This is a genomic window from Yonghaparkia sp. Soil809 (assembly GCF_001429705.1).
In the GTDB taxonomy this organism is placed as follows: domain Bacteria; phylum Actinomycetota; class Actinomycetes; order Actinomycetales; family Microbacteriaceae; genus Microcella.
In genome coordinates this window covers 420,208-433,599 of the sequence record NZ_LMSV01000002.1, presented here as the reverse complement: position 1 = coordinate 433,599, position 13,392 = coordinate 420,208, and the positions used below count along the sequence as shown (strand labels likewise).

The 13,392-nt window shown below is 73.1% G+C and carries 11 protein-coding genes; 5 read left to right on the top strand and 6 right to left on the bottom strand.

What is annotated here, in order from left to right:
• Window positions 1-103: 103 nt before the first annotated feature.
• The 5 genes from ASG83_RS09605 to ASG83_RS09585 all read right to left on the bottom strand — a co-directional run bounded on the left by ASG83_RS09605 (window position 104) and on the right by ASG83_RS09585 (window position 6,953).
• Window positions 104-2,143 carry a PhoX family phosphatase gene (locus ASG83_RS09605; protein ID WP_055860504.1) on the bottom strand — a complete coding sequence of 680 codons (2,040 nt, stop codon included), beginning with the start codon at window positions 2,141-2,143 and terminating at the stop codon, window positions 104-106.
• A gap of 118 nt (window positions 2,144-2,261) precedes the next feature.
• Window positions 2,262-4,031: a proline--tRNA ligase gene (locus ASG83_RS09600; RefSeq protein WP_055860500.1), complete on the bottom strand. Its 1,770-nt coding sequence runs from the start codon at window positions 4,029-4,031 to the stop codon at window positions 2,262-2,264.
• Window positions 4,032-4,320: 289 nt separating this feature from the next.
• Complete coding sequence (gene ispG / locus ASG83_RS09595) at window positions 4,321-5,469, bottom strand: flavodoxin-dependent (E)-4-hydroxy-3-methylbut-2-enyl-diphosphate synthase (protein WP_200959283.1); 1,149 nt, start codon at window positions 5,467-5,469, stop codon at window positions 4,321-4,323.
• A gap of 61 nt (window positions 5,470-5,530) precedes the next feature.
• Entirely contained in the window at window positions 5,531-6,172 is a 642-nt protein-coding gene (locus ASG83_RS09590) for a CoA transferase subunit B (protein ID WP_055860494.1), read from the bottom strand.
• A 1-nt stretch (window position 6,173) separates the two neighbouring features.
• The gene (locus ASG83_RS09585) at window positions 6,174-6,953 is read right to left on the bottom strand and encodes a CoA transferase subunit A (RefSeq protein ID WP_055860491.1); all 780 of its coding nucleotides are present in this window, start codon (window positions 6,951-6,953) and stop codon (window positions 6,174-6,176) included.
• Between the two features lie 156 nt (window positions 6,954-7,109).
• Between ASG83_RS09585 and ASG83_RS09580 the strand changes: the two genes are divergently transcribed.
• Window positions 7,110-8,291: an acetyl-CoA C-acyltransferase gene (locus ASG83_RS09580; RefSeq protein WP_055860488.1), complete on the top strand. Its 1,182-nt coding sequence runs from the start codon at window positions 7,110-7,112 to the stop codon at window positions 8,289-8,291.
• A gap of 28 nt (window positions 8,292-8,319) precedes the next feature.
• Here ASG83_RS09580 and ASG83_RS09575 read toward each other — a convergent pair whose 3' ends face one another.
• Window positions 8,320-9,648 (bottom strand): RIP metalloprotease, encoded by a 1,329-nt coding sequence (locus ASG83_RS09575; protein WP_055860485.1) that lies wholly within the window; start codon window positions 9,646-9,648, stop codon window positions 8,320-8,322.
• Between the two features lie 95 nt (window positions 9,649-9,743).
• Between ASG83_RS09575 and ASG83_RS09570 the strand changes: the two genes are divergently transcribed.
• From ASG83_RS09570 to ASG83_RS12685, 4 genes are all read left to right on the top strand, one after another.
• Window positions 9,744-11,072, top strand: a complete 1,329-nt coding sequence (locus tag ASG83_RS09570; protein ID WP_055860483.1) for a serine/threonine-protein kinase — start codon at window positions 9,744-9,746, stop codon at window positions 11,070-11,072.
• Window positions 11,069-11,497: a hypothetical protein gene (locus ASG83_RS09565; RefSeq protein WP_055860480.1), complete on the top strand. Its 429-nt coding sequence runs from the start codon at window positions 11,069-11,071 to the stop codon at window positions 11,495-11,497. The genes ASG83_RS09570 and ASG83_RS09565 overlap by 4 nt, the downstream gene beginning before the upstream one ends.
• 134 nt (window positions 11,498-11,631) lie before the next feature.
• Window positions 11,632-12,879 (top strand): serine/threonine-protein kinase, encoded by a 1,248-nt coding sequence (locus ASG83_RS09560; protein WP_055860477.1) that lies wholly within the window; start codon window positions 11,632-11,634, stop codon window positions 12,877-12,879.
• Window positions 12,876-13,391 (top strand): hypothetical protein, encoded by a 516-nt coding sequence (locus tag ASG83_RS12685; protein WP_055860473.1) that lies wholly within the window; start codon window positions 12,876-12,878, stop codon window positions 13,389-13,391. The genes ASG83_RS09560 and ASG83_RS12685 overlap by 4 nt, the downstream gene beginning before the upstream one ends.
• The last annotated feature ends 1 nt before the right edge of the window (window position 13,392 follow it).

Genomic DNA, 13,392 nt, shown 5'->3' with positions numbered 1-13,392 from the left:
CGATTGGGCGACGCGACGCGCGATGGCGCGGGCGCGGGTCGGACCTCCACGGTACCCGACTCCGCGCCCGCACCGCCTCCCGCGGCCGCTGCGGGGGGCCTCCTCAGTCGCGCCAGACCTGGACGACCGAGGGCCGCGGCGCCCGCACCGCACCGGGTTCGGTCGAGCCGTAGTCCGGGAAGAGCGAGGTCGGGGCGTCCACCGTGCCGTCCTCGCCCGGGTGCTGCACGGCGACGAGCACCATGCCCTCCTGGGCGCGGATCACGGGCCCGCACGTCTCGGCATCCCTCGGCACCGACAGGAACTGCTGCACCCGGCCGCGGTCCGGCCCCTCGAGCGGCACCTTGAAGAGCCCGTCGTTCTTGCGGATCGTGCTCGGGGCGCCGTCGGTCGAGATCCAGAGGTTGCCCTCGGAATCGAAGGCGACGTTGTCGGGGCACGAGATCGGCGAGACCATCGCGGGCGGGAATCCGGCGAAGTACGTCAGGGCGGCGCCGCTCGGGTCGCCGCAGAGCAGCAGGATGCTCCAGACGAACCGCGCACCGGCCTGCCCGTGCGACTCCACGAGCTCGATGACGTGGCCATCCCTGTTCGCGAGCCGCGGGTTGGCCTCGTCGACCGGCGCGTCGATGCCACGGCGGGTGTTGTTGGTGCACGCGATGTACACGCGACCGGTCGTCGGGTGCGGCTCCACGTCCTCGCAGCGGTCCATCTTCGTCGCGCCCACGAGGTCGGCGGCGAGCCGCGTGTGCACGAGCACCTGCTCGACGGTCATCCCCGGCACAGCGCTGCGACCGTCGCGGGTGAGCGCGATCCACTCCCCCGAGCCGTCGAACGCGCCATCCTGCGGCAGACGACCCGAGCCGTCGATCTCGGCGGCGGGCGAGTCGCCCGTGAACCGCGCGACGAACAGGTCGCCCTCGCTGAGCAGCCGCAGGTTCGCCCGCCGCGCGCCCGGCCCGCGGCCGCGGTTGACGCGGTGCTTCGAGACGAACTTGTAGAGGTAGTCGCCGCGCTCGTCGTCGCCCATGTAGGCGACGACCCGGCCATCCTCGGCGATCGTCACGTTCGCGCCCTCGTGCTTGAACCGCCCCATCGCGGTGTGCTTCACGGGGGTCGACGTCGGGTCGCTCGGGTCGATCTCGACGATGTACCCGAAGCGGTTGGCCTCGTTCTCGAAGCCGGCCGCCGTGCCGTCGAAGCGCGGGTCCCAGGTCTCCCACCCCGTGCTCGTGGGTCGCTGCGCGAAGCCGTATCGAGCGCGCTCGGGCGAGTCGGCGGGGGCGGAGAAGTAGCCATTGACGTTCTCCTCGCCCGACAGGACCGTGCCCCACGGGGTCGTTCCGCCCGCGCAGTTGCCGAGCGTGCCGAGCACGGTGCGCCCCTCCGGGTGGGCCGCGGTGCGCAGGAGTGCGGAGCCGGCCGCGGGACCGGTCAGCGCGAACGGCGTCTCGACGGTGATGCGGCGGTTGCGACGGCCGCCCGGAACGGTGCGCCACGGGGCCCCCGGGGCATCACGCACGACCTCGACGACGCTCATGCCCTGCGCGGCCTTGTAGATCTCGCCGCGGCGGCGCAGCTCGGCGGCGTCGCTGGACGGAGGGAACATGATCCCGGGGTTGACGTACTCGTGGTTCGCCACGAGCACGCCGGTGAGCCCGCCCTCGTCGACGAGGATGTCGAGGTAGTCGTTGTTGTAGCCGAACTGCATCGCCTGCGCGGCGGGCGACTGGGCGGCGAGGTCGAACACCGGCGCGCCGGCGAGCACGGGGTCGCCCCAGCGGATGAGCGGCGCCCAGGTGTACCCGGCGGGCACCACGAAGGAATCCACGCTCGCGTCGACGGGCGCGATGGGGTCGAAGGGCAGCCCGGTCGTGGCGGGCGCGGCGAGGGCGGGTGCCGGGCGATCGACCGACGTGCTCGCGATGGCCAGGGCACCCGCGGCGGCTCCGCCCAGGAGGGCGCGACGGCTGAAGGCCGTCTGCACGACCGAGCGGAAGCTGACGTTCTGCGAGGTGTTGCACTCCGGCCCGAGGCACGCGTCCGCGCACTTCAGCCGGCACGTGACGGGTGAGCGCTTGCCCCGCGCGTGATCGACGATCGGCAGGCTCGGTCGCTGCTCGCGGTCGGCACTGATGGTCATGGTCGGACCCCCCTCGGTCTCGTGACGGATGCTCCGCCACGCTCGCGCAGGGTCGCGACCTCCCGATGGCTCACGCGCGACCAGTCGGTGGTCGCCTCGTGAACGCGGGGTGAACCGGTCAGCCGGCCGTGCGGATCGCCTCCGGCACGTCGGCGATCGCGAGGTCTCGGCGCTCGCCCGAGCGGCGGTCCCAGAACTCGACGACTCCCTCGGCGGCCGTCCGGCCGACGATGACCACGAGCGGCACGCCGAGCAGCTCCGCGTCGCCGAACTTGACGCCCGGCGAGACCTTGGGACGGTCATCCAGCAGCACATCGAGACCCGCGCCCTCGAGCTCGCTCGTCAGCGTCTCAGCGATCTCGAACACGACCGGGTCCTTGCCGGTCGCGACGACGTGCACGTCGAACGGCGCCACCTCGCGGGGCCAGATGAGCCCGCGCTCGTCGTGGTTGGCCTCCGCGATCGCCGCCAGGATGCGCGTGACGCCGATGCCGTACGAGCCCATCGTGACCGTGACGAGCTTGCCGTTCTCGTCGAGCACCTTCAGGTCGAGGGCCTCCGCATACTTGCGGCCGAGCTGGAACACGTGCCCGATCTCCATACCGCGCGCGAGCTCGACCGGGCCCGAGCCGTCGGGCGCGGGGTCGCCCGCGCGCACCTCGGCGATGTCGGCGACCCCGTCGGCCACGAAGTCGCGCCCCGCGACGAGCGAGATCACGTGCTTCTCGGGCAGGTTCGCCCCCGTGACCCACGCCGTGCCGTCGACGACGCGGGGGTCGACGAAGAAGCGGATGCCCGTGCTGGAGGTCTCGCCGAGAACCGGGCCCTCGGCCGACCAGGGCCCGATGTAGCCCTTGACCAGGCCGCGATGCTTCGCGAAGTCCTCGTCGGTCGCGGGGTCGACGGCCGCGGGCGCGAAGGCCACCTCGGCGCGCTTCAGATCGACGTCGCGGTCGCCGGGAAGGCCGACGATGACGAGCTCGGTCTCGCCGCTCAGGTGCGTGAGCCGCAGGACGACGTTCTTGAGCGTGTCCGCGGCCTCCCACGCGCGGTCCTCGCGCGCGTGCCGCTCGTTGAGCAGGGCCACGAGCGTCGCGATCGTCGGGGTGTCGGGCGAGTCGACGATCTCGGCGTCGGGCAGGCCGTCGACCGGGCGCGACTCGGGAGCGGGCGAGCGGTACGCCTCGACGTTCGCGGCGTAGCCGCCGTCGGTCCGCACGAAGGTGTCCTCGCCGATCGGCGTGGGGTGCAGGAACTCCTCGCTGCGCGAGCCGCCCATGGCGCCGGCGTCGGCGTGCACGATGACGTACTCGAGTCCGAGACGCTGGAAGATGCGCTCGTAGGCGTCGCGCTGAGCCTGGTACGAGACGTCGAGCCCGGCGTCGGTGTAGTCGAACGAGTAGGCGTCCTTCATCGAGAACTCGCGGCCGCGCAGGAGGCCCGCCCGGGGTCGCGCCTCGTCGCGGTACTTGTCCTGGATCTGGTAGATCGACAGCGGGAGGTCCTTGTACGAGGAGTAGAGGTCCTTCACCAGCAGCGTGAAGACCTCCTCGTGCGTCGGCGCCAGGAGGTAGTCGGCGCCCTTGCGGTCCTTCAGACGGAAGATGCCGTCTCCGTACTCCTCCCAGCGCCCGGTCGCCTCGTAGGGCTCGCGGGGAAGGAGCGCCGGGAACAGCACCTCCTGCGCGCCGATCGCCGCCATCTCCTCGCGGATGACCTCCTCGACGCGGCGCCGGACCCTCAGGCCGAGGGGCAGCCAGGCGAAGACGCCGGGCGCCTGACGACGGATGTAGCCGGCGCGGACGAGCAGCCGGTGGCTCGCGACCTCGGCGTCGGAGGGGTCGTCGCGGAGCGTGCGGACGAAGAGCTGGGAGAGGCGGGTGGGCACCCGTTCAGCCTAGTTCGTGCGCGGGACGGGCATCCGACACGGCACCCCCCGTTCGAGGGGATCGGCAGCGCGCAGGGCACAATGAAACAGGCCTGCGAGCGACGGCAAGGGGGGCTTGGGTCGCTCGCAGGCCCTTCCCGTCGCGCGAGAGTGCGCGCAGCGNCCCCCCCCGGCGTCGTAGTCAGAACGGCCCCCCGGCCGATGTCCCCACTGTAGTGACCGCGCGGGTGCGCGGTTCAGTCCCCCATCAAGGGGACAGCCCCGCGCGAGAGGTGCGCGGGCGGCCGGATCAGGCCGTGACGACCTCGGGCTCGCCGGCGGCGCCCGCGGGCATCGACGCGGCGAGGCGGTTGGCCTCCTCGATGAGCGTCGCGACGATCTCGCTCTCGGGCACGGTCTTGATGACCTCGCCCTTGACGAAGATCTGGCCCTTGCCGTTGCCGGAGGCGACGCCGAGGTCGGCCTCGCGCGCCTCGCCGGGGCCGTTCACGACGCAGCCCATGACGGCGACGCGAAGGGGCACGGTCATGCCCTCGAGGCCCTTCGTGACGTCCTCCGCGAGGGTGTAGACGTCGACCTGGGCGCGACCGCACGAGGGGCACGAGACGATCTCGAGCTTGCGCTCGCGCAGGTTGAGGCTCTCGAGGATCTTGAGGCCCACCTTGACCTCCTCGGCGGGAGGGGCGGAGAGCGAGACGCGGATCGTGTCGCCGATGCCCTCGCCGAGCAGGATGCCGAAGGCGGTCGCGCTCTTGATCGTGCCCTGGAAGGCGGGGCCGGCCTCGGTGACGCCGAGGTGGAGCGGCCAGTCGCCGCGCTCGGCGAGCTGGCGGTAGGCCTTGACCATGACGATCGGGTCGTTGTGCTTGACCGAGATCTTGAAGTCGTGGAAGTCGTGCTCCTCGAACAGGCTCGCCTCCCACACGGCGCTCTCGACGAGGGCCTCGGCGGTCGGCTTGCCGTACTTCTGCAGCAGGCGCGGGTCGAGCGAGCCGGCGTTCACCCCGATGCGGATGCTCACCCCCGCCTCCTTCGCCCGACGCGCGATCTCGCCGACCTGGTCGTCGAACTTGCGGATGTTGCCGGGGTTCACGCGGACCGCGGCGCAGCCGGCGTCGATGGCCTGGTAGACGTACTTCGGCTGGAAGTGGATGTCGGCGATCACCGGGATCTGGCTCTTCTTGGCGATGATGTGCAGCACATCGGCGTCGTCCTGGCTGGGCACAGCGACGCGCACGATGTCGCAGCCGGTCGCGGTGAGCTCGGCGATCTGCTGGAGGGTGCCGTTGATGTCAGTCGTGGGCGTCGTCGTCATCGACTGCACGCTCACCGGGTGGTCGCTGCCGACCATGACCTTGCCGACCTTGATCTGGCGGGTCTTCCGGCGAGGAGCGAGCACCTCGGGAACCTTGGGCATTCCGAGATTGACAGCAGGCACGGCGACTCGACTTTCCGGTGGAGCACGGGCGCGCGCGGCGCCCCTCAGGGACAGGCTCAGACTAGAGCACGGGGCTGAGCAGGAGCTCGGGCTCGGTCGCGGCTCGCACCTCCTCCGCGCTCACCCCCGGAGCGCACTCCACGAGCACGAGGCCGTCGGGCGTGACGTCGATCACGGCGAGATCGGTGATGATGCGGTCGACGACCCCGCGCCCCGTGAGCGGCAGCGAGCACTCGCGGACGATCTTCGCCGAGCCGTCCTTCGCGACGTGCTCCATGAGGACGATCACCCGGCGCGCGCCGTGCACGAGATCCATCGCGCCGCCCGGACCCTTGACCATCTTCCCCGGGATCATCCAGTTGGCGAGGTCGCCGGACTGCGAGACCTGCATGGCCCCCAGCACGGCCGCGTCGATCGCGCCGCTGCGGATCATGCCGAAGCTCAGCGCCGAGTCGAAGAACGCGGCGCCGGGATCGATCGTGACGGTCTCCTTCCCGGCGTTGATGAGATCCGGGTCCACGGCATCCTCGCCCGGGTACGGTCCGACGCCGAGGATGCCGTTCTCGGACTGCAGGATGACGCTCACGCCCGACGGCATGACGTTCGGGATGAGGGTCGGCAGCCCGATGCCGAGGTTGACGTACGAGCCGTCGGCGAGCTCGCGCGCGGCGCGCGCGGCCATCTGCTCTCTCGTGAGCGCCATGTCACTCCCCGTCCGGTCGACGCACGGTGCGACGCTCGATGCGCTTCTCGATGTCGGGGCCGACGACCACGACGCGGTCGACGAAGACGCCCGGCAGGTGCACCGCATCGGGGTCGAGCTCGCCGGGCTCGACGAGCCTCTCGACCTGGGCGATGCAGACGCCGCCGGCCATCGCCGCGAGCGGCGAGAAGTTGCGCGCCGACTTCTCGAAGACGAGGTTGCCGTGGCGGTCGGCGACGGCGGCGTGGACGAGCGCGAAGTCGGTCGTGATGGCCTCCTCGAGCACGAACTCGCGCTCGGCGCCGCGGTACGGCAGCAGGCGCACCTCCTTCGGCGCCGAGGCGAGCGCGACCGTGCCGTCCGGCGCGTACCGCTGCGGCAGGCCCCCCTCGGCGACGGGCGTGCCGACGCCGGTCTGCGTGAAGAACGCCGCGACGCCCGAGCCGCCGGCCCGCAGCTTCTCGGCGAGCGTGCCCTGCGGCGTGAGCTCGACCTCGAGCTCGCCGGAGAGGAACTGCCGCTCGAACTCCTTGTTCTCCCCCACGTACGAGGAGGTCATCTTCCGGATGCGGCGCGCCGCGAGCAGGACGCCGAGCCCCCAGTCGTCGACGCCGCAGTTGTTGCTCACGATGCTGAGCTCATCGGCGCCCTGATGGAGCAGCGCCTGGATGAGCACCATCGGGATGCCGCAGAGCCCGAACCCGCCGACGGCGATGCTGGACCCGCTCGGAATGTCGGCGACGGCCTCGTGAGCCGATCCGACGGTCTTGTCGATGGACACGACCCTCGTCCCTTCCCGAGTCGACGACGGAGCGGCCCCGTTGCCGCTCACAGATCGACTCGGCACCAGCACCCTACCCACCCGACGGCGCTACTGTCGTTCGTATCCGCACGAGCCCTCACGAGGCGCGCGGACGAGCGCGAAGGAGCCCTCCCCATGTCGGACGACATCGTCATCATCGGCGCAGCCCGCACCCCCCAGGGTCGCGCGCGCGGCGCCCTCGCCCCGCTGACGGCCGTGCAGCTCGGGGCGACGGCCATCGCCGCGGCCCTCGCCGAGTCCGGTCTCTCGCCCGAGGCGGTGAGTCATGTGCTCATGGGGCAGGTGCTGCAGGCGGGAGCGGGGCAGAACCCGGCTCGCCAGTCGGCGCTCGCGGCGGGCATCCCCTGGTCGGTGCCCGCGATGACGCTCAACAAGGTCTGCCTGTCGGGCGCCGTCGCCGTCGTCGATGCGGTGCGGATGCTCCGCCTCGGTGACGCGGACGTCGTCGTCGCCGGCGGCCAGGAGTCGATGACCAACGCCCCGCACCTGCTGCCCGGCAGCCGCCTGGGCTGGGCCTACGGGACCGTGAGCGCGCTCGACTCCGTCGCGCACGACGGCCTCACCGACACCACCGACGGCATCTCGATGGGCGAGAGCACCGAGCGGCACGTCGGTGCGCTCGGCATCACGCGCGCGGAGCAGGACGAGATCGCCGCCGCCTCGCACCAGCGCGCCGCCGCGGCGCGCGACGCCGGGCGCTTCGCGGCCGAGCTCGCCCCCATCGAGGTTCCCGGGCGCGGCGGGGCGACGACCGTCATCGACGACGAGGGGGTGCGCGCCGACAGCACCGTCGACTCGCTCGCCCGGCTGCGGCCGGCCTTCTCCGCGAACGGCACGATCACGGCCGGCAACGCCTCGCCGCTGAGCGACGGCGCCGCGGCCCTTGTGCTCGCCCGCGCGGCGTGGGCGCGCGAGCAGGGGGCGCCGGTTCTCGCGCGCGTCGTCGACTACGGGCAGGTCGCCGGCCCCGACAACTCCCTCCACGGTCAGCCCGCGCGGGCGATCGCCCGGGCGCTCGAGCGAGGCGGATGGCGGGCCGACGAGCTCGACCACGTCGAGATCAACGAGGCCTTCGCGGCGGTGTCGCTGCAGTCGGCGCGCGATCTCGACCTCGACCTCGCGGTCGTCAACCCCGACGGCGGCGCCATCGCGCTCGGCCACCCGATCGGCGCCTCCGGGGCCCGGCTCACCGTCCACGCCGCCCACTCGGTCGCGGCGGGGCGGGCGCGCCGCGCCGCGATCGCCCTGTGCGGCGGGGGCGGGCAGGGCGAGGCGATCCTGCTCGAGCGGGTGTGAGGCGCGCGGCGAGCATCCGCCCTCTCGACTAGAAGAGCGAGACCGGCTTGACGATGTCGGCGTAGATGAGCAGAGCGCTCATCGCGCCGAGCACGACGACGACCGCGAGCGTGAACGGCACGAGCTTCGCCGTGTCGATCGGCCCCGGGTCGGGGCGCCGGGTGAGCCTCGCGAACGCGCGGCGCAGCCCCTCCCACAGGGCGCCGGCGATGTGACCGCCGTCGAGCGGCATGAGCGGGATCAGGTTGAAGACGAACAGCGCGACGTTGAGCGAGGCGAGGAGGCCTATGAGGCTCGCCACGCGCTCGGCGACCGGGGTCGAGTCCAGGCTCGCGATCTCGCCCGCGATGCGGCCCACCCCGACCACGCTGATGGGGCCGTTCGGGTCGCGCTCCTCGGGGCCGAACGCCGCTTCGGCGACGTCGACCATCCGCTGCGGGAGGTTCAGGATGATTCCGACGACGGCGGAGACGTTGTCGCCGACCGCGGGCAGCACCTCGCCCACCGGCTGCTGCACCGTCTCGTACGCGGGCGCGATGCCGACGAAGCCGACCTCCTCGGTCAGCAGCTCGCCGTCGGGCCCCTCGACGATCTCGCCCTCGGCGTCGAACGCGTAGCGCTCGGTCAGCAGCGGCGTGATCGTGACGGTCCGCTCGGCGCCATCGCGCTCGATCACGACGGGCAGGGCGTCGCCGGCCGCGGGACGGACGAGAGCGGTGACGTCGGCCCACTCGCGGATGCTCGTCCCGTCGATCGCGACGATGCGGTCGCCCGGCAGCAGCCCCGCCTCGGCGCCCGGGGCCGCGGGGTCGCCCGACTCGCACTCCTGGCGCTCGCTCGTCGCGGGGAGGACGCACTGGGACACGCTGCCGAGCGTCGTGGAGGGCTGCGGGATGCCGAAGCCGACCAGGAGGACGGCGTACAGCAGGACCGCGATCACGAGGTTCATGAGGGGGCCGCCGAGCATGATGACAACGCGCTGCCAGACGGGGAGCCGGTAGAAGGTTCGGTGCTCCTCCCCCTCGACGATCGTGTCGGCGGAGGCCGAGCGGGCGTCCTGCACGAGGGTCTGGAAGAAGCCGGTCGAGGCGGTGCGGGCTCGACCGCCGGACTCGACGGGCGGGTACATGCCGGCCATGGAGATGTAGCCGCCGAGCGGGATCCACTTGACCCCGTACTCGGTGTCGCCGCGGCGCCACGAGACGATCGTGCGGCCGAAGCCGATCATGAACTGGCCGACCCGCACGCCGAAGAGCTTCGCGGGCACGAAGTGCCCGAGCTCGTGCAGCGCGATCGAGACGACGAGCCCGACGACGACGACGAGCACGCCGAGGATGTACAGCAGAACGGGCTCCACGGCGCCACTGTAGCGCCGCGGCACCGCCCCGGCCCTGAGTCGCGGCTGAGCGGAGCCCTGACGGGCGCTCGGCGCTCGGAGTACGATCGGTCTCCGTGACGGGGGTAGAGCAGGCCGAGCAGGTGGCGCAGCCGACGGACGAGCGCGTGGGCACCCTCGTCGCCGAGCGGTACCTGGTCGAGAGGCTCATCGGCCGCGGCGGCATGGCGACCGTCTACGAGGCCGCCGACCAGCAGCTGCCTCGCCGCGTCGCGCTGAAGATCTTCAAGCCCGAGCTCGCCGACGGCGACGACATGCGCCGCCACGAGGCGGAGGTCGCGCTGCTGGCCTCGCTCAACCACCCGGGCCTCGTGACGCTCTTCGACGCCTCGACCACGGAGGACGGCGGCGCCGTGCTCGTGCTCGAGCTCGTGCAGGGCGACGATCTGCGCCTGACGATGGATGAGGGTCCGCTCCCGAGCGAGGAGGTGGCCGTGATCGGCGCCGCCGTCGCCGACGCCCTCTCGTACAGCCACGATCGGGGCATCGTGCACCGCGACGTCAAGCCGGGCAACATCCTCGTGCCCGCCCACGACGGCACCGACACCGCGCCGCGCGCCAAGCTCGCCGACTTCGGCATCGCCCGGCTCGTCGACGAGACCCGCGTCACCGCCACGGGCGCCGTCCTCGGAACGGCGCACTACCTCAGCCCCGAGCAGGCCGTCGGCGGCGAGGTCGGCCCGGCGAGCGACGTCTACTCGCTCGGACTCGTCCTGCTCGAGGCGCTCACGGGCGAGCGGACCTTCCCGGGAACCGGCGTGGAATCGGCCGCCGCCCGGCTCGCGCGCGATCCCTTCCTCCCGCCCGACATGAGCCCCGAGTGGGCCGGCCTCATCCGCGCGATGACCGCGCGCGAGCCCGACGATCGGCCGACCGCTCGCGAGGCCGCGGAGCGTCTGCGGGCGATCGCGAGCATCCCCGCCTTCCGGCCCGTCGACGAGTCGCTCGACGCGACGCGCGTGCTGCCCGCCGTTCCGACCGAGGCCACCGAGGCGATGGGGGCGGATGCTGTGCTCGGCTCCCCCGGCGCGGCCGCGATCGACGCCCCGAGCTCGGCGCCGCGCTCGTCCGTCGACGAGCCCACCGCCGCGATGACCGCCGCGCACGCGCCCGCCGACGGCGCTGCGAGCGCGCCCGCCACGAGCATCCCCGCTCGTCACGAGAACGGGCTCGCCTCGCGCTGGGAGCAGCTCCGGACGCGGCCCCTCGCCGTCGCGGCGACGATCCTGGCCGCCCTCGTGCTCGTGCTCGTCGGCTACGGCGCATCGACGGCGCTCGCCGGGCTCGCGGCGGCCGACGCGCCGCCCGCGGCTCCCGAGTACCCCGCCGTCGACGGCGCACTGGGCGAGCACCTCGAGCAGCTGCAGCGGAGCGTGGCCCCGTGAGACGCCGACTCGGCGAAGCCCTCGGCGCCGGGGCGATCGTGCTGGCGCTGCTCGCCGGCTGCGCGCAGGCCCCGGCCTACGACCCGGCGACCGCCGAGCGCCTCCAGCAGCACGTGCTCGCAGTGAGCGACGCCTCGGCCGCCGGCGACTGGGCGACGACCACGACGCGACTGCTCGAGCTCGAGGCGTCGGCGAGCACCGCCCTCGCGCGCGGCGAGATCACGCAGGAGCGCTTCGACGCCATCATGTCCGCGCTCGCCCTCGTGCGGGCCGACATCGACGCGGCCGTCGCCGAAGCGGAGCGCGCGGCGGAGCAGGCAGCCGCGGAGCAGGCGGCCGCGGAGCAGGCCGCCGCCGAGGAGGCCGCCCGTCAGGCCGAGGAGAACAGCGGCAACGGCGACAAGCGAGGCAAGAAGGACGACTGACGGGTCGTCGCGGGCGATCGCCCGATCGGCGCCGTGACCGGGCGCTCGCACTGCTTGTACCGGCGCGCGGAGGCGAGCGCAACCCCCACTCCGCGATGAGGCGTCCCGGCCGTCCGGGGATACCGTGAGCACTGATGACGATCGAGGCGATCCACGGCGGTGCGCTCGACCCTCGGGTCGGGCGCGTCGTCGGCGAGCGCTACCGCGTCGAGCGGCTCATCGGTCGCGGTGGGATGTCGAGCGTCTACGCCGCCACCGACACCGCTCTCGGGCGCACCGTCGCCCTCAAGCTCTTCGTGAGCACAGCGCGCGGCGACTTCGATCGGCAGAGCGCCGAGATCGGCGTGCTCGCCGGCCTCAGCCACCCCGGCCTCGTCACGCTGTACGACGCCTTCGAGAGCTCCGACGGCGACGGCGTGATCGTCCTCGAGCACGTCGACGGCCCCGACCTCCGCCAGCGGCTGCGCCAGGGACGGCTCGACCCCGACGCGGTCCGGCTGCTCGGGCGCTCGATCGCCGATGCGCTCGCCTACGTGCACGGCCACGGCGTCGTCCACCGCGACGTGACGCCCGCGAACATCCTCCTCCCCGGCGAGCGCAGCCACGGCAGCCTCCCCGTCGCCAAGCTCACGGACTTCGGCATCGCGCGCATCATCGACAGCACGCGGCAGACGAGCGAGGGCTCCGTCATCGGCACGGCCAACTACCTCAGCCCCGAGCAGGCTCTCGGTGCGGATGTCGGCCCGGCGAGCGACGTCTACTCCCTCGGGCTCGTCATGCTCGAAGCGCTCACGGGCGAGCGGGCCTTCCCTGGCACCGGCATCGAGGCGCTCGCCGCGCGACTCCACCGCTCCCCCGCGATCCCCGAATCGGTGCCGCCGGAGTGGCACGGCATCCTCGCCGCCTGCGTCGCTCGCGAGGCCGGCGACCGCCCCACGGCGGACGAGGTGGTCAAGCGCCTGCGACGCCTCGGCCGGGCATCCGCCGCTCACGGGGTCCGCACCGGACCGACGGCGACCGCGACCGCCGCGTCCCCCTCCCCGGTCGCCATCGATGACGAGCACGGCGCGGGCGCCGCCGTCGGGACGAGCCTCACGATCGAGCAGGCCCTCGCGGTCGACCCGACCATCGCGACGGCGCAGTCCCGTCGCGTCCGTCTTCGCGGCCGTGACGACTACCGCGGCGCACCCAGCCGGGGGCGCCGCGCCCTCCTGCTCTACACCGCCGTCGGGGTCATCGCCGCCGCGCTCTCCGTCGGCCTCCCGCTGCTCCTGACCGTCGAGCAGACGGACCCGGTCGAGACCGTCGAGCCCGATTACCCCGGTGTGGACGGATCCCTCGGGAACCACCTGGAGCTCCTGCAGAGACTGGTGGCGCGATGAGAGCCGGAGCCGCGGTCATCCTCGCGCTCGCGATCGGCCTCGCCGGCTGCGCCTCGGACGAGCCGGAGCGGGTCTACACGCCCAGAGCGGCGAACGAGCTGCAGTCCGTCGTCCTGGAGATCTCCGAGGCCGCGAGCATCGCCGACTACGCCGCGGCCGCGGGATCGCTCGACGAGCTCGAGGCCGCCACGATCGCCGCGTTCGCGCGGGGAGAGCTCAGCAGCGCCCGGTACGACGCGATCATGGTCGCCATCGGGCTCGTGCGCTCGGACCTCGAGGTCGCCATCCAGCAGGAGGCCGAGGCCACGCGCGAGCCGACTCCGACCCCCGAGCCCGTCGACGCCGGATCCGGGACGATCGGCGGGACGACGGGCGGCACGACGGTCGGCACGGGCGCGACGACCGACGGCGGCACCTCCGGGAGCACGGGCACGGGCACCGGCAACGGCAACGGTCGCGGCAACCCCGGCGAACCCGGCCCGCCGGACGACCGGGGCAAGCCGAGCGGCTGAG